An 18995-nucleotide genomic window follows, 5' to 3' on the forward strand; every position below is an offset into this window, starting at 1 on the left:
GCGGAAACGCTGGTCAGGGCCTTTTCTGTGCATGCCAAAACTGCAACGGCCTACCTGACCGTGAGCAATTGTGCGCAGCTGGCTGTCTTCAAGCACGTTGACCAGGGATTTTGTGACGACCAGGGCGGGGGGAACATGTATCAGCCGTCCCACGAGCGGAGTGACGGAACATGTATGGGACATGCGCGGGACGAAAATCCGCGACAGATCGCTCGGTCGTTGGGTGTACCCCCTGTGACCTGCGCCTTACTGGAAAGTCGGACCATGTGAGCAAACATGGGGGACGGCCGTGTGTCTTTTGCCGAGCGGCACGAGGACTCAGGACAGGTCGTCCTCAGGCTACGGCGGCGCGCGTTTCCGGCTCCCAGGTCGCCAGAAGAGCGGGAGCCGGCGCGGCCCAGTCCTCGGCGTCTTGGAGCAGGTCGACGGCCTTCATCGTGCCCTCCGCTGCCAGGAGTTGTTCGCCGATGCCTTGGGGAACCCACAGGGCGGCGGTTCCCCGGTACCAGTCCACGGCCACCTGGTACACCGCGACGACCGCCACCTCCCACGAGGTCAGCGGATCGTGCACGCCCCCGCCATGCGGGGACCTGTGCTGGGGCGGGATCCGCACTGCGATCAGCCGCCACGGGCGCCCCGCTGACCGCTCGGCCGTCGCGAGGCGGGCCTGTTCGGCCCAGGCCGTGGTCAGCCGGGCCAACGATTCCTCCGCCTCGTCGCGCCCCTTGCGACGGCGCCCCAGGGCTTCGTGCAGCTCTTGATCGGCCGCCATCGCGGCCTCGGCAAGTGGCTTGGCGTCTCCCCGGGCTCCGGCCCGCCACGCCCGCCAGATCCGCCGCAAGACCTGAGGGGCGTCGGAGCCGAAGACCCCGAAGTCGGTGTCAGCAGTCAGCACGGGTGCGGCGAGGGAGGCGACCGCCGCGCCGTCGGCGAGTGTCCGAGGACCGAAGAACCTGCTGAGCAGCCGCCGCTGCTCCTCGGCGCGCTCGGCCCAGTCCGTCATCCGGGCCTCGGCCCGGGGGCGCAGCCAGGGGCACGCTGCTAGGCCGTCGCCGGCCGTGATCAATCGATGCCGCGTGTTCTGCCACAAGGCCAGCAGGTCGTCTCTGCACGCCCTGGCCTCCGCGTGGCGCTCCCAGGCATCAGCATTGGCCTCGTCCTCCGGGAACTCCCCCAGCGACAGCAGACCTGCCGCGGCGGCGACGTCCACCTCGCTCGGAAGGGTGTCTTCCTCCTCTTCCTTGGGCCACAGCCGCGACAGAGCATCAAGGGCGTCGAGGAAGACCGGCCAGCGTCCGTCGTCGGGCACCGCCCAGCGACAGCTCCAGTTCGTGCAGAGCCGCTCCAACGCGGAAGCATCAAGGCTGAAGCCGATGGCTCGCACCGAGGACGCCTTGCGCAGGTAGGGGCAGTCCTCCACCGCGTGAATGAGCCCCGTGTCCGAAGCCGTCGTCAAGCCCGAGAATCTGGCGCCCTGGAATGGGCCGAGTGGCGTGCCCGCGCTGATGCAGCGGCCGAGCGCGACGGACAGCATGTCGGTCTCCGGAACGGTCATGGCCTCGACATTAATCCAACGACCGCTGCCCACGGGCCCGCAGCGGAGGCCACCCCGACTGCGGAACGGCACGGTACCCCGCTGCGACGAATGACCGTTGCCGGGGGTGCGTCCTGCCACAGCGGACAAGGGTCTGCTCAGTCGTATTCACGCAGAAGCCTTTCGATGCGCTGGTTGGCGATGGCGGCCCGCCCGTAGAGGCACTTGGCGTAGCGGGTCAGGAGGACCTCGACACTGTTGCCGGCACGCTCGGCAACCTCGGTGGGATCGACGCCCGCGTTCAGCCAGGTGGACAAGGCCGAGTGGCGCAGGTCGTAGGGGCGGGCCACGAGTGGCGAGCTGCCCAGATCCGGCGGGAGGGCGAGTTCACGGGCCTCGTGCCAGGCACCGTCGTAGGTGGATGATCCGACGACGCCGCCGTGCTCGTTGAAGAACAGGCGGCCGTCGTCAGCGGTGCCGAAAGTGTCGAGGGAATCTCGCCACAGCGCCACCAGTTCGGGCGGCAGCGGCACTGGCCGGGTGTCTCCGGGCGGGCGGCTTTTCAGCCCGCGCTCATCATGGAGGTTGCCCGTGTCGGTCCACTTCTTGCCCGCTTGCGGCCGAGTGATGTGCAGAATCACCTTGCCCCAGCCCTCTGCTGGCAGTACGCAGTCCGGCAGGGTCACCGCGACCGCCTCCTCGGGCCGCAGCCCGGCGTAGTACATGCCGGCGAACAGCCCCACCAGCCGCCGTCCACGGGCCCGTCGGTAGCTTCCGACATAGGAAACAGCCGAGAGCAGGGAGCGGGCCTGGACAGGATTGGCGACCACCCGCGGGTCGACCTGCTGGACGGTCTTGGCGATCCGCCAGTTGACGTTGGTCATCGGATCGCCTCGGAGCCTGCCCTGCTCGATCGCGTACCCGACGGCGTTCACGAGGGTCATGCGCTTGTGCCGCTGCGTCTCGGCAGCCGCGACCCTACCGTCCTGCTTCAGGCGCAGGGCCTGCAGCACTGCCCGCATCACGGCCGGATCCATCAGGTCGGTCAGCGGGCGTGACGCCCTTTGCGCCCAGCGCAGGGCAAGCCGCACGTCGGTAGGCGCCGTGTGCTGCTCCGGGCGGGGAACAACGAACGCCCAGTTTCGAAACGCCTGCCGCAGCAGCTCGTCACTCGGGCGGCCTCGCACATCCCGGAGCATCGCCAGCGTGATCGCGCACAGCGCGTCATTGGTCTCGTTGCGCGTCTTCGCCGCGACCTGCAGCCAACGCATATCCAGATATTCCAAGGCGAAGGCGTACCAGGTGATGGAGGCGGGACCGTGGCCTGTCCCCGCAGAAGTCAAGCCATCGCCAGCGCCTTGCCGAACGCCACGGATCAGGGCGGCACCGAGTTCGTCGACCAGTGCTCTGACGTCTGTCGCGCTCCCGGAAGACCGGTCTCTGCCAGGCCGCACGGCAATCACGGTTTTTCCTCCGCGTCGCCTTCCGGGAACGCCGTGCGTCTGAAATACCGAACTCCTCATGACGCCCACCACCTCTCTGACTCAGGTGAACGCATCAGCCCCAGACGGTGATGGCGCCCGCCGGGAGTCGGCCTGTCCGCGTCAGGTGGAGAGGGGATCCAGGCCCTGGGCGACCGCCGCCAGGCCCCCGCGAACAGACCGGGCAGGGCACAGGGCAGGCGGACGCCACGTGACCCGCTCTCCGCCATCCCCCTGCGGCACGCTGGTCCCGAACAGCAAGGGACTGGCCAAGAGTGCTGCGCGACCGTACTGTCACAGCCTGGCTCGCCTTGCCCGCACGACGTCCTTTGGGCGATCACCGTCCACCCCTGGATCAACCCCGGCAACGGCGGACTGCACGGCCACGAGTACGTCGTCGACGCCACAGCGCTGACCGCTCCCGGACCCTTCACGTTCCCACCTCCGATCCTGCGGGCATCAGCGCGCGTGTGGTGGACACGCCACCGTCATCAAGATCTAACTCGCAGCACACGACTCAGCGTCGACCATTACCGAGTCGCGCCCAATCCACCGGGATGGCGTGAAGTACCTTGCCGAAGGCTGAGGGAACTGCTGGTTCAATCCCCGGGAAGGGTGAACTCGGGCTGGTCAAGAAGGCGCAGCCAGCTCCCGTCAGGCTGGCGCCGGGCCACCTGGGCCCGAGCTCCGGCTCCGTCCCTCGGCGGCGTGGAGGTAAGGGCGATGTCGCCGCTGATCAGCGTCGGTAACGGTTGTTCCGGCTCAAAGCGCGGGTTGCTGGCCAGCACCTTTTCCCACAGCGCCCGAATGGCCTCCCGACCCACTGTCTGTTCACCAGGAGGGTAGGCCAGCACTGCGTTCTCCTCGTAGAGCGCGGCGACCCCTGCCGCATCTCCGGCATTGGATCGCTCCACAAACAAGCGGGTGATGTCTTCAGGCCGCAGGGCCCTCTCGTACTCCGACACAGGTTCCTCCAGACCTCCGGTCTCTAACGCCTTCTACCGTGATCAGACAGGGACGATAAGTCCAATAAGAAGATGTTCTGGGAAGTAGAAGCGACGGTGCTGGAGCGGTGGCGCAACGCTCAGCACCTGTGGATCGGCTCGGGAGGACATACGCGAAGGGGCGTGCCCTCCCGCGTGATCGACTGACTTGTCCCGTCGGATGTCCGGGCAGAGCACCCAGCGAGTGGGCCCCTCTTATGGCAAGACCCCTTGCTAGCATCAACTGTTATGGAATTACGCCAACTTGAATACTTCGTCGCCGTGACTGAAGAGGCGAGTTTCACCAAGGCCGCCGCGCGGTTGTACGTGGCCCAGCCCGGGGTGAGCGCGCAGATCCGGCGCCTGGAACAGGAGCTCGGACAGCAGTTGCTCGACCGTTCCGGCCGTACGGTGCGTCTCACCGAGGTGGGCGAGGCGGTCCTGTCTTACGCTCGCAGGGCACTTGACGGTGTCGCCGGAATGCGGCTGGTGGTCGACGACTTCACCGGGCTGATGCGGGGCCGTGTCTCCGTGGGGATGGTGCGCTCCTGCTCATCGCTCGACCTGCCCGAGTTGCTCGCGGACTTCCACAAGGACCATCCAGCCGTGGAGATCACCCTGACCGAAGAGAACACCGACCGACTGCTGGACGACCTCCGCAACGGCGCACTCGACACGGCGGTCGTCGCCTTGACGACCACCACGCCTCCAGGGGTCGATCTCCACGTCATCGCCGATGAATCACTCGTCGTCGCCGTGAACCCCAGCAACCCGCTCGCCGACCACACCACCATCGCCGTCGACAAGTTGCGGGAACAGTCGCTGATCAGTCTTCCCAGAGGCACCGGCATGCGCGCCTGCCTCGACCATGCCTGCGCCGACGCCGGCTTCGAGCCACGCGTCGCCTTCGAAGCCAGCGACCCCAACGTGCTCGCGGAGCTCGCGATTCGCGGACTTGGCCCGGCCATCATCCCTGAATCGCTCGCCACTCTTCGCTCCGAAGAACTCCATGCCATCACCGTCACGTCTCCTTGGTTCCGCGGCCGCATGGCGCTCGCGTGGCGGTCGGACGGCCCGGTCAGCCCCGCGGCTCGTGTGTTCGTCGAACATGCCAGGGCCGTCCTGCCCACGCCCGACGCCTCGAGCCCGGCCGAGCAACTGGCATAAGCCGCGCTTCTGGAGCCAAGAACGCCCTGCTCTTGGACTTTTGACCCGGCCGGCTCCAGGGTGAGTCTCAGAGTCCGGGCCCGGTATACGACGAGGTCCGGCGCTGACGAAAGGGCTGGGGCAAGTGCTGATGGACAGGGAGATGACGTCCTCCAGCAAACAGGTGAACCCATGGGCCGCGCTGTCGGCGCTGTGTGTCGGGTTCTTCTTGATCATGATGGACACCACCATCGTGAGCATCGCGATTCCCGGCATGCTGACCGACCTGAATGCAGATCTGAACCAGATCACCTGGGTGAACAGCGTCTATCTGCTCACCTACGCCGTGCCGCTCCTGGTCGCCGGCAGGCTCGGCGACCGGCTGGGCCGTAAACCCGTGTTCCTGGCCGGTATGGCGCTCTTCACCGCAGCGTCTCTGTGGTGCGGAATGTCGGGCAGTGTGGAGATGCTCATCGTGGCCCGCGCCGTGCAGGGTGTCGGCGCCGCGGTGATGGCGCCGCAGTCCATGGCGTTTATCAGCACGCTGTTCCCCGAGAACCGGCGCGGTGCGGCACTGGGCGTGTGGGGGGCTGTCGCCGGTGTGGCTACCGTCGTTGGCCCGCTGTTGGGCGGAGTTCTCGTCGACACGGCCGGCTGGGAATGGATCTTCCTGGTCAACGTGCCGATCGGGGTGCTCGGCCTGTGTATGACGGTCTGGCTGGTGCCGGGCGGTCAGCCGCGGAACAATCGACGCTTCGATGTCCTGGGAACTGTGCTTTCCGGCCTGGGGCTGTTCGCGCTTGTGTTCGGCTTGCAGAACGGGCAGTACTACGACTGGGGCACGGTGGCCGGGCCCGTCACCGTTGTCGGTGTCATCGCGCTCGGCACGGTGCTGCTGGTCGCATTCGTCGGTTGGCAGCGGTACAACACGCACGAGCCGCTGATGCCCCTCGCATTGTTCCGGCAGCGCAACTTCAGCGCCGCCGCCGTAGCGGCCGCCTCGATCGGTTTCGCCTTGACCGGCCTGTACCTGCCGCTCACCCTGATTCTGCAGTCGGTGCTGGGCCTGTCATCGCAGGAGGCCGGCTTTCTGCTGGTGCCGATGGCGGTGGCTGGTGGAGTCGCCGGTCCGCTCACAGGAACGCTCTCCGACCGGATCAGCGGCAAGTGGGTGGTGCTGAGCGGGTTCATGGTATTCGCTGTCGGCATCGGGATGGTTGCGGCCGTGTCGGACCCGGAAACGAGTCCGTGGCTGCTCGCCGCAGCCCTGTTCGTGTGCGGCACGGGAAGCGGGTCGGCCTTCGCGCCGATGGCCAATGTCGCCATGAGAGGCATGCCGTTCGAGTTGCTGGGCGCCGCGTCCGGCACCTACAACTCCGTTCGCCAGGTCGGCTGTGTCATCGGCAGTGCGGCGACGAGTGTATTGCTCCAGGCACAGCTGTCGGCGTCGCTGCAGTCCTCGGCCGCGGATGCGGCGGCCGGTCTGCCTCCCGAGCCACGACAGGAGTTCGTCGACGAGATGAACCGGGCGGGCTCCTTGACCGAAGGCACGGGCGCTGCCCCGCCGACGATGGAAGGCGAACTCGCCGACCTGGCTACACGCACCTTCCACCAGGCCATGGCGGAGGCCGCCGGCACGACGTTGCTGCTCCTGGTCGCGGTCCTTGTGATGGGGTCGGCCGCCTGCCTGATGATGGCCCCTCGCAAACGGGAGGAGCAGAAGCCTCACCCGGTATCCGGTCCCGACAGCGCTGCGGAGGAGGCGGCTGACAGTCAGCCGCGCCGTACCCGCTGACCGGCCGCAACCGGCCCATAACTGCCGCTTCTGCCGGCGATAAAAACCAGATCTTGGACCTTTACCCCTGTGGTACCGAGGATGAAGTACGTAGGCGAAAGCCAGTTGCGCGTAATGGTGGACTGGCTTGGCAATAACCGTGAGGACTCTACTGATGGCGACTGACGACATGCGGGACCAGGTCTCCGAGCTGGCGGAACGGGTGAGGGGCCCCGTCCTTCTCCCGGACCAGGAAGGCTTTGAGGAGGAGCTCAGCGGCTTCCAGGCCGGATATCGTCATCAGCCCGCGGTGGTTGTCGGTGCAGAAACGGCCGAAGACGTGCGGGCAGCCGTCCGCTTCGCCGTGACCCACGGCATGGCGGTCGCCGTCCAGTCCACCGGCCACGGGGTCACGGTACTTGACGAGGGCGGCGTATTGATCTCCACCAAGCGGATGCACGACGTGACGGTGGACCCCGAGAGTCGGTCAGCGAGGATCCAGGCCGGAGCCCGCTGGGAGCAGGTGGTCGCGGCGGCCGAGCCGCACGGGCTGGTCCCGCCCAGTGGTTCTGCGGGCCACGTGGGCGTGGCCGGCTACACGTTGGCTGGCGGTCTCGGGCTGCTGGCGCGTGAGATCGGATACGCCGCCGACCATGTGCGGGCCATCGACGTGGTCACTGCCGACGGTGAACTGCGCCGTGTAACGGCTGACAGCGAGTCCGACCTGTTCTGGGCCCTGCGCGGCGGACGAGACAACTTCGGCGTGGTGACCAGCCTGGAGATCGCCCTCCATCCTGTCGAGCGCATCTACGGTGGGGGCATCTTCTTCGGCTCCGAACACGCCGAAAAAATCCTCGACTTCTTCCAGGAGTGGACGTCACAGGTACCGGAGGCGATGACCTCCTCCGTGGGCATGATCGGCTACCCGCCGATCCCGGTGTTCCCGGAGCCACTCCGCGGCAGGCACGTGGTGCACGTCCGCTTCGCCACCACCGACCTGAAGCGGGGCCCGGAGCTCGTACGACCGTGGCTGGATGTCGCCCCGACCCTCCTGGAGCACCTCGGCGAGCTGCCCTACAGCGAAGCGGGCTCGATCTACCGTGAGCCGAACTTCGCCCACTACTACGACGGCAACAGCGTGCTGCTGAGCGAGCTCAACGCGCAGATTCTGGAAGCAGTCCGGGAACTGGCCGGAGCGGAGGCGCAGGTGCCGTGCGTCGTCGACCTTCGCCATCTCGGCGGTGCACTGTCGCGTCCGCCCGCGGTGGCGAACGCTGTCTCCTTCCGCAACGCGCAGTACATCTTGCGGGTGCTGTCCGGGCCGGACGACGCCGTCGGGCTGGGGGAGGTGCGGGCCGCGCACGACCGGATCGACAAGGCTGTCGAGCCGTGGACGATCGGCCGGGCACTGAACTTCGTGTACGGCATGCGGGCCGCCGACGACTTCCGGTCCGAGCTGTACGAGGAAGCCGTTCTGGCCAGGCTGTCCGCTCTGAAGGCGCACTACGACCCGAGCAACGTCTTCCGCCGCAACCAGAACATCGAACCGGCAGTCTGAACAGCCCCGCAGCTCCCCGCCAGTAGCGCGGGCAGCACCGCTGCGATCACCGGGGCAGACCGGCGACGGTCAGCCCCGGTGATGACAGTGCTCAGCTCACGCGCTTGAGGACGGGTGGCTCTCCAGCCGTGCGGCGATCTCACTCCACCGGGCGGCGACCGCCCGCGCCACGGCGGCGACCTTCTCCGCTTGATGCGCGGGGATCCGCATCACCCGGTCCGTGTCTTCCTGGTGGATGAGCCGGGACTCCAACCAGCGCACGAGCGCCCGCCCGTCGTCGCTGTATCGGACGGCAGGGTCCTTCTTGAGGGATTCCAGGGTAGTGATGATTTCCGTCTGCCGAGCGGATATGCCTCGTGTGGCGACCGAGGTTCTTGACTTACCGCCACCATTCTCGCAGGCAGTTTCTATATTTCCCAGCTCCATGCGCCTGCGCACATCCCGTGCAGTCTCCACAGAGATACCGGCGGATCCCGCAATATCACGCAGTGAAGCCTCCGGATTCTGCGCGATGGCTTCCTGTGCCCGCAGCCGCCCCTCGGTTGCATTGAGCGGACGGACCTTTCCGTCAAGACCAACCCTGATGTTCGGCTGAACGGCCGGATCTCCCTGGCGCCGGCGAAGCGATCCAACAGTTTTGTGATCCAGCCCGACTCTGGCTGCGATGGCACGGTTGGACCATTCAGGGAAAAGGAAGAGAATTCGCAGAGCGGCCTTCTTGCGATCCTGCAGGGACAGCGGAAGACCGTGTCGTATGTTGGATTCCACGGAGAGGAGGAACGCTTCCTCTTCTGATCCGTCGAAGTACACGACGTCAACGGTCGTGCAGCTGCCCAGCCTGCGCGCGTTGAGGCGATGGACGCCGTCGATGATCCTCATGGTGGGGCGATGCACGAGTATTGGAGGTAATTCTCCAAGATTCTCAGCTAAGACTTTGACGTGCTCGTGATCAACACCGCCCGAACGAGGCGAATCGCCTGCATCGAGCGATTCGATCGGAACACGGTGAACCAGATTGGCGATTCCATTCTGGCGGAGCGGCGCGGCTTCGGATCCAGACGCATCGGCTGCAGCTGAGAGTGAAGTCACAGTGTGGGCGGCTTGACTTCCGTGGGGGGGCACTTACTGCTCCTTACCGCTGTTTGCCTGTACCTACTGACGCTAGCGTTAGGGTGCTTCCCGTTTCACATGAACAGCATTTCAACAAAGGAGCGTGTAAGTAGCAAGGGTGCATCTAGGCCACTGCCGTCTTGACGTCCTCCGGCATTTATGTACCCATCTCCCGTTCGCCCCCCGCTGCACTTTGTGGGGTAAGCGGAAAAGCCGACAGCCAGCACTGGAGCGGGACCTTCCGCGTGGCGGGGGGCAGTCGCGGCGCACAAAGCCCTCCGGCGCGCGGTCCGCGGGAGGCGGTAGCTGCGCAGCACCGGAGGGCTCGTAGTGAGAACGTTCAGTTCCTGGGCATGGATACAACGGCGACATGGTTGCCGTCCGGATCGGCAACCACGGCCAGCCGTTCGCCCCACGGCATGTCGGCAGGTTCCTGGAGCACTTGCACTCCGGCAGCCGAGAGACGATCCACCATCGCGTCGACCGCGTCGACGAAGACACACATGCGCCACTGTCCGGGACCGCTCGCAGCGCCGCCCTCGGACAGCGCCGGCTCCGAGGAGATCGCGATCTCCGCCATGCCCCGTTGCAGCGCAACGAAGCTCGGTCCGTCCTCGGGGTGCTGGAGGCGCCGGACGAAGCCGAGCCGCTCGTAGAACTCCGTGAGCGCCGCCACTTGTGCGGTGTGGACGAGAGGGAACGCACGCAGGCTCATGACGCGGCGGCCTCCGCGTCCAGACGGTCGGCGTGGACAAGCCAGACGGGCAGGCGGGTGCGGCCCTTCTCGTCTAGCTCGGGATGCGTGCCTGACTTCTCGAAGAACTTCTCCATCGAGGTGGCGACCCCACGGAACGTGCCGAGAGAGAAGTGTGTGACGTTCCAGTGCGCTGCGGCTAACGCGGAGCGCAGGTCGGACTCGGACACGGAGAGCGGTGCCGGCATCCCCCGGGGAACGTCGGCGAAACACAGCATGCTCAGTCTCGCCCGCGGCCGGGTGGCGCGGTGCAGCGCGGCGAGGTAGCTGTGGCGCCCCACCGGGTCCAGTGTGTGGTACAAGGCGCTGTCCAGCACGCTGTCGAAGCACCCTTCGAAGCCGTCCAGAGCCGTCGCGTCCACCACGGCGAACTCGATATCGAAGCCCTTCGTGCGTTCCTTCGCCATCTCGATGGCCGCCGATGCGGCGTCGACCGCCGTTACTCGGTGACCGCGACCGGCCAGGAAGGCGGCGTTGTCACCAGGGCCGCAACCGACGTCGAGGACCGCTCCCCGGAAGCGTCCCGCGCGCTCCATCTCGACCACAGCCGGCTGGACTTCACCTATATCCCAGGGAACGCTTCGGATTGCTGCTCCGGGCAGTAATTCTCCGCCCTCGTACACGGCATTGAAATCGGCCTGTGTGAAGTCATAGCTACTCACGCGCGTGGCCCTCTCGATGCGTCATCGGTGAACTAGCTGAGCTTGTACCGCAACTTCCTCAAGTATCGCGTCCGATAGGCAGAATGGAAGAGCCCACCGGTCCTGGGTGTCTGACTGGGGAAGTTCCCCAGTCAGACACCCAGGCAACTACTGTGATGTGAGTGTGGACAGACGGTCGGGCTTCCTGGTGAATAGATACAGCCCCTGTTCTGATCGATGCGGGGTGGAATGCATATTGCGTGCGAGACAGGGGGGAAGTCATTGGCCGGCAAGGTCTGGTTCATCACCGGTACGTCGCGTGGATTCGGCAGAGTATGGGCCGAGGCGGCGCTGAAACGCGGCGACAGCGTCGCCGCCTCGGCCCGAAAACTTGATGACATCGCCGAACTCGTCAGTAGGTACGGAGACAACGTCCTGCCACTGCAACTGGACGTGTCCGACCGTGCGGCTGTCCGGGAGGCCGTGGCCACCGCCGAGAAGCGGTTCAAAAGGCTCGACATTTTGGTGAACAACGCCGGATACGGCCTGTTCGGCCCGGTCGAAGACGTGACAGAAGAGCAAGCACGTGCCCAACTCGACACCAACCTCTTCGGAACTCTCTGGACAACACAGGCAGTGTTGCCGATCATGCGGAAGCAAGGAGGCGGCCGCATCCTGCAGATGTCCAGCATCGCGGGTGTCGCGTCCTGGCCGATGCTCGGCCTTTACCATGCGTCGAAGTGGGCGATTGAAGGGCTGTCGGACTCGCTGGCACAGGAAGTAGCACGTTTCGGAATTCGCGTCACTCTATTGGAGCCTGGCCCTTATCGCACCGACTGGCGGGGGAGCTCTGCCGTGTGGGCCGTTCCTGGCCCGGCATACGCCGAATGGGCCGAGGCGCCGTCAGCCGGTTCTCTGCCGGGCGATCCGGAAGCCACGGTGGGTTCGTTACTCGAAATCGTCGACATGCCGGATCCTCCATTGCGTGCCTTTTTTGGCGCATCGGCACTGGAAACCGTACGTGCGGTGTACGCGGACCGCATCCGCACCTGGGAGCAGTGGGACTCATTGGCACGTGCCGCCCAGGGAAACCGATCCGAAAGGAATTAGTGCGTTGGCAGACTACGAAGACGCCACGACGCCCTCGGTCCCGGACCGCGCCGAACTGGTCGGACGCGCGGCGGCCCTGCGGGACCAGTTGTGGGAGGCCGCCGACGAAGCGGACAGGCAGCGCCGGTTGCCCGAGAAGACCATCGCGGCCCTCACCGGGGCCGGCCTCATGCGGCTCATGACGCCCCGGCGGCTGGGCGGGTACCAGGCGGACGCACGCACTGTGCTGGAAGTCGCGATCGAGATCGGCCGCGGCTGCTGTTCCTCGGGATGGATCACCGGGGTCGTTAACGCCGGAAACTTCGTGGTGTCGTTGTTTCCCGAACAGGCCCAGAACGATGTGTGGAAGGACAATCCCGACGCCAGAACTGCCCTGGTGCTGGGCAGGCCAGTGACAGACATCGAACCGGCCGCCGACGGGGTCGTGGTCACCGGCCGGTGGCCCTACGCCTCCGGCTGCCTGCATGCCGAGTGGATGGGCGGGCTGGTTCTCATCAGTGACGGCCCGGGCAAACCCCTGGTGCACTTCGCTCTCATGCCCATGGAGGAGCTCACCGTCGAGGACAGCTGGCACTTCGCGGGCATGCGCGGGACCGGCAGCAACACCGTGGTCGCCGACCGCGTCTTCGTCCCCCGGCACCGTCTCCTGCCGTACCTGCCGGTTCTGCACGGCGAGACGGACGGCGTCGTCGACCCGGGCAACCCGTATCGGAACAGTCTCACCGGGGTGTTCTCCATCGGACTCATCGGGTCCGTCATCGGCGGTGCGGACGCGGCGTTCCGCTACGTGCGGGAGCAGGCATCGCACCGTCCCGTCGCCGGCTCGACCTATGCGAACCAGGCCGCGTCACCGATGTTCCAGGTGGACCTCGCCGAGGCCGCCGCCAAGATCGAGACCGCCAGGTTGCTGGGCGTGTCCATCACGGACCGTATCGACCACTGCGCCGCAGCGAGTGTGAACCCGGACCTGGTCGCCAGGGCCCGCTCGCGCATGGAGTCCACCCACGTCACCCAGCTCTGCCGCGAAGCGCTGGACCTGCTCCTCACCGCGTACGGTTCGTCCGCGTTCGCGGAGTCGAACCCGCTCCAGCGGATCTGGCGCGACGTCAATGTCGGCAGCAGGCACGCGGGGTTCGGCATGGGAATTCCGCAGCAGGTCTACGGCCGCGCACTGGTCGGCCAGAACCCGCGCGACATCAGTCTCCTCGTGTGAGCAGGTAGCTCTCGCCGAACGCCCTTGAAAGACGTCCCGCACGTCGGTTCCGCCACCCGACGAAAGAGGCATCGATGCCAGGCATTCCCCCCATCGAACCCTATGCCCTGCCCACCCGGTCCCGCCTGCCCGCGAACCACGTGCGGTGGACCCCAGACCCGATGCGGGCGGTGCTGCTCGTCCACGACATGCAGCACTACTTCCTGAAGGCTTTTCCCGAACCGCTGCGCGGCGAACTCGTCGCCAACGCCGCCCGGTTGCGCAAGCGGTGCGCCGCCCTGGCCGTACCGACAGCGTTCACCGCGCAGCCGGGCAGGATGACCGAGGAACAGCGGGGCCTGCTCAAGGACTTCTGGGGGGCCGGAATGCGCTCCGCTCCCGCCGACCGCGACGTGGTAGCCGACCTCGCCCCCACTGCGGAGGACAGAGTGTTCACCAAGTGGCGCTACAGCGCCTTTTTCCGCTCGGACCTCCTGCGGTGGATGCGGGAGACGGACCGCGACCAGATCATCCTGTGCGGCGTCTACGCCCATGTAGGGCTGCTGGCCACCGCGCTCGACGCGTTCACGAACGACATCCAGCCCTTTCTCGTGGCGGACGCCGTGGGCGACTTCTCCGCCGACGACCACCGGCTCGCACTGAACTATGTGGCACAGCGCTGCGGCTCAGTCCACCTCGCCGAGGAGGTGTTCGCATGAGCGGTCCGAAGGCGCCCGGCCGCGATCTGCTCGACCGCGTCCTCGCCCGGGAAACCCCCTCTTTCGCCCTGCTGCACAGGGCGGGCACGGGGACCGCCGGCACGATCGAAATCCTGGCCGGAGACGTCACCGTGCCCGCCTCCCTCGCCGACGTCACCCTGCCCGAGCCGACGCCGTCGGCCGGCCACCCACAGCACGAGACCCTCGTTGTCATCCCCTATCGGCAGATCACCGAACGGGGCTTCGCCGCGCACGACGACGGCGCCCCGCTGCTGGCCATGACGATCAGCGAGCAGGCTGTCACCACATCTGCCGAGCTCCTGACGCGCATTCCCGACGTGCCGATCCGCATGACCGGGGATCGCTTCGACGTGCCGGACGAGGAGTACGCCGACACCGTACGGCGCGTCCTGAGGGACGAGATCGGGACCGGGGCCGGATCGAACTTCGTGATCCGCCGTTCCTTCCTGGCCGAGCTCGACGACTACTCACCGCGCACCGCGCTGTCCCTGTTCTGCCGACTGCTGAGCCGCGAGCAGGGCGCGTACTGGACCTTCGTCATCTGCATGGAGGGCCGGACCCTGGTGGGCGCCACTCCCGAACGGCACATATCCCTCCGTGACGGCACCGCCGTGATGAACCCGATCAGCGGCACCTACCGCTACCCCGCAACAGGCCCGACCCTGGAAGGCATCACGGAGTTCCTCGCCGACCGCAAGGAGACCGACGAGCTCTACATGGTTCTCGATGAAGAACTCAAGATGATGGCGCGGATCTGCGACAGCGGCGGGCGTGTGGTCGGCCCCTACCTGAAGGAGATGGCCCGGCTGGCGCACACCGAGTACTTCATCGAGGGCCGCACCGAGCGGGACGTACGCGAGATCCTGTACGAGACGATGTTCGCCCCGACCGTCACCGGGAGCCCGATCGAGAACGCGGCGCGCGTCATCCGGCGGCACGAACCGGCGGGACGCGGCTACTACTCGGGCGTCGCCGCCCTGGTCGGCCGCGACACCGACGGGGAACGGACACTGGATTCCGCGATCCTCATCCGTACCGCTGACATTGACGCGGACGGCCGGATGCGCATCGGAGTAGGAGCGACGCTCGTACGTCACTCGGACCCTGCTGCGGAGGTCGCCGAGACGCACGCCAAGGCGTCCGGTCTGCTCGCCGCGTGGACGTCGCAGGCACCCGCCCGGTTCGCGAAGCACCCGCACGTGCGCGAGGCCCTGAGCCGACGCAACGCCGGGATCGCCGGCTTCTGGCTGCGGGACCGCGCCAGCCAGGGGCCGGCAATCCCTGACCTGGCTGGCCTCCGGGTTCTGGTGGTAGACGCCGAGGACACCTTCACCGCGATGATGGCCCAGCAACTCGCGGCCCTCGGGCTGTCGGTGACGACGCGGCGCTTCGACGAGCCGTACGCCTTCGACGACACCGACATCGTCGTCCTGGGGCCCGGCCCCGGTGATCCGCGCGCCGTGGACAGTCCCAGGATCGGCCGTCTGCGCTCGGCGGTGGACACGCTCCTGGCGGAGCAGCGCCCCTTCCTCGCCGTGTGCCTGAGCCACCAAATGCTCAGCCTGCGCCTCGGACTCGACCTGGTCCGCAGGGACATCCCCAACCAGGGGGTGCAGCGGGAGATCGACCTGTTCGGCAGCAGGGAAAGGGTCGGCTTCTACAACACGTACGCCGCGCACACGGCCGAGGACAAGCTGGACATCGACGGGATCGGGCCGGTGCAGGTGAGCCGCGACCGGGAGACCCACGAGGTGCACGCGCTGCGCGGAGAGCGCTTCGCCTCCATGCAGTTCCACGCCGAGTCGGTGCTCACCGCGGACGGCCCGCGCATCATCGCCGACGCCCTGCGGGGGGTGCTCGGCCGATGAGGGTGGACATCGCCTGGTGGGACCTGGACGGGACGGGCCAGACCGTCGAGTCCCTGCGCGAGCACCTCCGTCACGAGGCGGTCGGGCCCTGGAGCGAGGTGCCCGGTCTGCTGATCAAGCTGTGGATGGCGGATCACCGGAACAACCGCTGGGGCGCGGTGATGCTCTGGGAGACGGACCGCCCCGCCCGGGGGCTTCCGCCCAACCGGGCGGCCGAGCTGATCGGCCGACCTCCGACGCACCGCGAACGATTCGAGGTCGAGGCGACGGTGGAAGGGGCCCACGCGCTGCCCGCCCTGCACGGCCTCGGGCCGGCCTTCCTGCCCTAGCCCGGCTCCGGCACCGCCGACGCCCTTCGCACGCCGCCTCCTTGCCCACCGCCTATCCGTCGGGAGCTGCTTCCATGCATGACTACATGGTCGTGGACGCCTTCGCGCGCAAGCCGCTCGAAGGCAACCCCGTGGCCGTCTTCTTCGACAGTGCCGACCTGACCGCCGGGACGATGCAGCGCATCGCCCGGGAGATGAACCTCTCCGAGTGCACCTTCGTGCTGCCGCCCGAGCGGGCCGGCGACGCTCGGATACGGATCTTCACCCCGGTCAACGAACTGCCCTTCGCCGGGCACCCCATGCTGGGCACCGCGGTCGCGCTCGGCCTGGAGCGGGACCGGGACCAGCTGTCGATCGAGACGGCCATGGGGGTCATCCCCTGCGAACTTCAGCGGGAGAGCGACGGTGCGGTGGCCGTGCGGATGCGTCAGCCCGTGCCCTCCTGGGAGCCGTACGAATACGCCGGGGAACTCCTGGACGCCCTCGGCGTCACGTCCGCCACGGCACCGGTGGAGATCTACCGCAACGGACCCCGCCATGTCTTCGTCGGCCTGGAGAGCGTGGGCGCGCTGTCCGCCCTCCGCCCCGACCACCGGGCACTGTCCCGGTTTCCTGACATGGCCGCGAACTGTTTCGCGGGGGAAGGTACCCGCTGGCGCACCCGCATGTTCTCCCCGGCCTACGGCGTGGTGGAGGACGCGGCCACGGGGTCGGCGGCCGGACCGCTGGCCATCCACCTCGCTCGGCACGGACACGCCAAGTACGGCGAGGACATCGAGATCCTGCAGGGCGTCGAGATGGGCCGGCCCTCGATCATGATCGCCACCGCAGACGGCACGGACGACCACGTGGAAGCGGTGCACGTCGCCGGTCACGGCGTCGTCGCCGCCCAGGGCACCCTCCGAGCCTAGGAAGCACCATGACCCAGACCCACGCGAACAGTGCCAGGTTCGAGTCGCTGACCGCGGACACTGACCTCGACTTCCCCGAGTACGAGTCACCACCGCCCGAGCCCATGGGCCTGGTACAGCGCTGGATGGCCAAGGCTGTCGACGGCGGTGTCCGCGAGCCGCGCTCCCTGGCACTGGCCACGACGAGCCCGGAGGGCCGCCCCTCCAACCGCATCATCACCTTTGTCGAGCTCAGTGACCGCGGTCTGGTGTTCACCACCCACCGCAGTAGCCGCAAGGGCAGGGAGTTGGCAGCCAACCCCTGGGCGTCCGCGCTCTTCTACTGGCGCGAGACCGGCCAGCAGATGACCCTCGCGGGACCGGTGACGGAGCTCGCCCCCGCGGAGTCGGACGCGCTGTGGGCCGCTCGGCCAACGCCGCTGCACCCCATGTCGACCGCCTCCCGGCAGAGCGAGCCGCTGCACGACGTGGCCGCGCTGCGCGCCGAGTCACGCCGCCTCGCAGAGCCGGAATCCCCCCTGCCCCGCCCCGACCGCTTCGCCGGCTACCTGCTCTCCCCCGCCGAGGTCGAGTTCTGGTCTGCCGTCCCCGACCGGCTGCACCGCAGGCTGCACTACCGGCGCAAGGCCGACGCGTGGCAGCCGACCCGACTGCAGCCGTGACCACCGTTGCACCGGAGCCGAATCCGACGAACCGGGAGTGAGTAGACCATGGAACGCGCCGTCTTCGCCCGCACACTGTCCCGGGTGCCCGGCCCGGTGACGGTGGTCACCACCGTAGACCCCACGGGGAGGCGCTCGGGTTTCACCGCCACGTCCTTCAGCTCCGTCTCGCTGCGGCCGCCCCTCGTCCTGGTCTGTCTGGACAAGGGGGCCAGTACCTGCGCGGCCTTCACCGGTGCACAACGCTTCCTGGTCAATGTGCTGGCGCACGACCAAGGCGGTGTCGCCCACCGCTTCGCCGCGTCCGGCGTCGACCGGTTCGCGGCCGGAGACATGGAACGGTGCGAGCTGGGCCTGCCCGGCCTGCCCGGCGCCAGCGTGCGGGTCGCCTGTTCCCTGTACTCCGTCGTCGGCGCCGGCGACCACGACATTCTCATCGGCCGGGTGATGAAGACCTACGTCAGCGACCGCACCCCGCTCGTCTACTACGACCGTTCCTTCGTCCGCCCGGCACTCGACCCCATCCCGGGTGACCGGCCCACGAACGCCCTTCACCTCACCGGCTGGTAGCCCTCCCAGGAGTCTTGCCATGAATACGTCAGTGCGTGTATCGGTCGTGTACCACTCGGTCACGGGAACCGTGGCCGAGATCGCCCGGGAAATCGCAGAAGCCGCCGAGAAGTCGGGTGCGGAGGTCCGGCTGCGCAGAGTGCAGGAATTCCCGGGACTTCCGGAGCCCGCGGATTCTGCAGCGGCAGAAATTCCCTGTGCGACGGTGGACGATCTGCTGTGGGCCGATGCGATCGCCATGGGATCTCCGACGCGGTTCGGAAACATATCGGCGCAGCTGAAGCATTTCCTCGACTCGCTCGGTGATGCCTGGCGCAAAGGACTGCTGGCCGACAAGGTGTACAGCGCGTTCACAGCCACGAGCAGCAAGCACGGCGGCCAGGAGTCCACCTTGCTCGCTTTGATCACATCCTTCCATCACTTCGGTGGCGTGGTGGTGGCGCCCGGCTATACCCGCCCGGAGAAGTTCGCGGACGGCAATCCCTACGGAACGGCCCACTGCACGCAGGCGCGCACTTACCCGGTCGATGACGCCACGAGAAAAGCGGCCCAGGTACAGGCGGAACGTTTCGTGAAATTCGCACACGCCATCAAATGCGCCGAGCAATGAGCAGGGAGGGAGAAATGCAGAG

At 67.2% G+C, this 18995-nt stretch carries 18 protein-coding genes; 12 read left to right on the forward strand and 6 right to left on the reverse strand.

Features of this window, described 5'->3' with window-relative positions:
- Positions 1–334: 334 nt before the first annotated feature.
- From ACFU53_RS11855 to ACFU53_RS11865, 3 genes are all read right to left on the reverse strand, one after another.
- Positions 335–1555 (reverse strand): hypothetical protein, encoded by a 1221-nt coding sequence (locus ACFU53_RS11855; protein ID WP_383989477.1) that lies wholly within the window; start codon positions 1553–1555, stop codon positions 335–337.
- A 137-nt stretch (positions 1556–1692) separates the two neighbouring features.
- A complete protein-coding gene (locus ACFU53_RS11860; RefSeq protein ID WP_383989480.1) occupies positions 1693–2820 on the reverse strand; it encodes a tyrosine-type recombinase/integrase in 1128 nt (375 codons plus the stop codon).
- A gap of 794 nt (positions 2821–3614) precedes the next feature.
- Positions 3615–3980, reverse strand: coding sequence for a YybH family protein (locus ACFU53_RS11865; protein ID WP_383989482.1), 366 nt, complete (start codon positions 3978–3980; stop codon positions 3615–3617).
- A 267-nt stretch (positions 3981–4247) separates the two neighbouring features.
- Between ACFU53_RS11865 and ACFU53_RS11870 the strand changes: the two genes are divergently transcribed.
- The 3 genes from ACFU53_RS11870 to ACFU53_RS11880 all read left to right on the forward strand — a co-directional run bounded on the left by ACFU53_RS11870 (position 4248) and on the right by ACFU53_RS11880 (position 8476).
- Positions 4248–5165 (forward strand): LysR family transcriptional regulator, encoded by a 918-nt coding sequence (locus ACFU53_RS11870; protein ID WP_383989484.1) that lies wholly within the window; start codon positions 4248–4250, stop codon positions 5163–5165.
- A gap of 142 nt (positions 5166–5307) precedes the next feature.
- Entirely contained in the window at positions 5308–6939 is a 1632-nt protein-coding gene (locus ACFU53_RS11875) for a DHA2 family efflux MFS transporter permease subunit (RefSeq protein WP_383989487.1), read from the forward strand.
- A 154-nt stretch (positions 6940–7093) separates the two neighbouring features.
- On the forward strand, positions 7094–8476 hold the full coding sequence (locus ACFU53_RS11880; protein WP_383989490.1) for an FAD-binding oxidoreductase: 1383 nt from the start codon (positions 7094–7096) through the stop codon (positions 8474–8476).
- Positions 8477–8572: 96 nt separating this feature from the next.
- Here ACFU53_RS11880 and ACFU53_RS11885 read toward each other — a convergent pair whose 3' ends face one another.
- The 3 genes from ACFU53_RS11885 to ACFU53_RS11895 form a co-directional block, all read right to left on the reverse strand.
- Positions 8573–9598, reverse strand: a complete 1026-nt coding sequence (locus ACFU53_RS11885) for a ParB/RepB/Spo0J family partition protein (protein ID WP_383989493.1) — start codon at positions 9596–9598, stop codon at positions 8573–8575.
- A gap of 328 nt (positions 9599–9926) precedes the next feature.
- Positions 9927–10301, reverse strand: a complete 375-nt coding sequence (locus tag ACFU53_RS11890) for a VOC family protein (protein WP_383989496.1) — start codon at positions 10299–10301, stop codon at positions 9927–9929.
- Positions 10298–11002, reverse strand: a complete 705-nt coding sequence (locus ACFU53_RS11895) for a class I SAM-dependent methyltransferase (RefSeq protein ID WP_383989499.1) — start codon at positions 11000–11002, stop codon at positions 10298–10300. Before ACFU53_RS11895 ends, ACFU53_RS11890 begins: the two co-directional genes overlap by 4 nt.
- A gap of 261 nt (positions 11003–11263) precedes the next feature.
- On the opposite strand from ACFU53_RS11895, the gene ACFU53_RS11900 reads away from it, so the two are divergent.
- The 9 genes from ACFU53_RS11900 (at position 11264) to ACFU53_RS11940 (ending at position 18973) form a co-directional block, all read left to right on the forward strand.
- Complete coding sequence (locus ACFU53_RS11900) at positions 11264–12091, forward strand: SDR family NAD(P)-dependent oxidoreductase (protein ID WP_383989502.1); 828 nt, start codon at positions 11264–11266, stop codon at positions 12089–12091.
- 4 nt (positions 12092–12095) lie between these two features.
- Positions 12096–13304, forward strand: a complete 1209-nt coding sequence (locus ACFU53_RS11905; protein ID WP_383989505.1) for an acyl-CoA dehydrogenase family protein — start codon at positions 12096–12098, stop codon at positions 13302–13304.
- Positions 13305–13378: 74 nt separating this feature from the next.
- The gene (locus tag ACFU53_RS11910; RefSeq protein WP_383989508.1) at positions 13379–14002 is read left to right on the forward strand and encodes an isochorismatase family protein; all 624 of its coding nucleotides are present in this window, start codon (positions 13379–13381) and stop codon (positions 14000–14002) included.
- Positions 13999–15891 (forward strand): anthranilate synthase family protein, encoded by a 1893-nt coding sequence (locus ACFU53_RS11915; protein ID WP_383989511.1) that lies wholly within the window; start codon positions 13999–14001, stop codon positions 15889–15891. The genes ACFU53_RS11910 and ACFU53_RS11915 overlap by 4 nt, the downstream gene beginning before the upstream one ends.
- Positions 15888–16220, forward strand: a complete 333-nt coding sequence (locus ACFU53_RS11920) for a hypothetical protein (RefSeq protein WP_383989514.1) — start codon at positions 15888–15890, stop codon at positions 16218–16220. Before ACFU53_RS11915 ends, ACFU53_RS11920 begins: the two co-directional genes overlap by 4 nt.
- Positions 16221–16294: 74 nt before the next feature.
- Positions 16295–17131 (forward strand): PhzF family phenazine biosynthesis protein, encoded by an 837-nt coding sequence (locus ACFU53_RS11925; protein ID WP_383989517.1) that lies wholly within the window; start codon positions 16295–16297, stop codon positions 17129–17131.
- An 8-nt stretch (positions 17132–17139) separates the two neighbouring features.
- Positions 17140–17793 carry a phenazine biosynthesis FMN-dependent oxidase PhzG gene (phzG, locus tag ACFU53_RS11930; RefSeq protein WP_383989520.1) on the forward strand — a complete coding sequence of 218 codons (654 nt, stop codon included), beginning with the start codon at positions 17140–17142 and terminating at the stop codon, positions 17791–17793.
- Between the two features lie 48 nt (positions 17794–17841).
- Entirely contained in the window at positions 17842–18363 is a 522-nt protein-coding gene (locus tag ACFU53_RS11935; RefSeq protein ID WP_383989523.1) for a flavin reductase family protein, read from the forward strand.
- Positions 18364–18382: 19 nt separating this feature from the next.
- A complete protein-coding gene (locus ACFU53_RS11940) occupies positions 18383–18973 on the forward strand; it encodes a flavodoxin family protein (protein ID WP_383989526.1) in 591 nt (196 codons plus the stop codon).
- The last annotated feature ends 22 nt before the right edge of the window (positions 18974–18995 follow it).

This window comes from Streptomyces sp. NPDC057474 (genome assembly GCF_042802555.1).
Classification (GTDB): Bacteria; Actinomycetota; Actinomycetes; order Streptomycetales; family Streptomycetaceae; genus Streptomyces.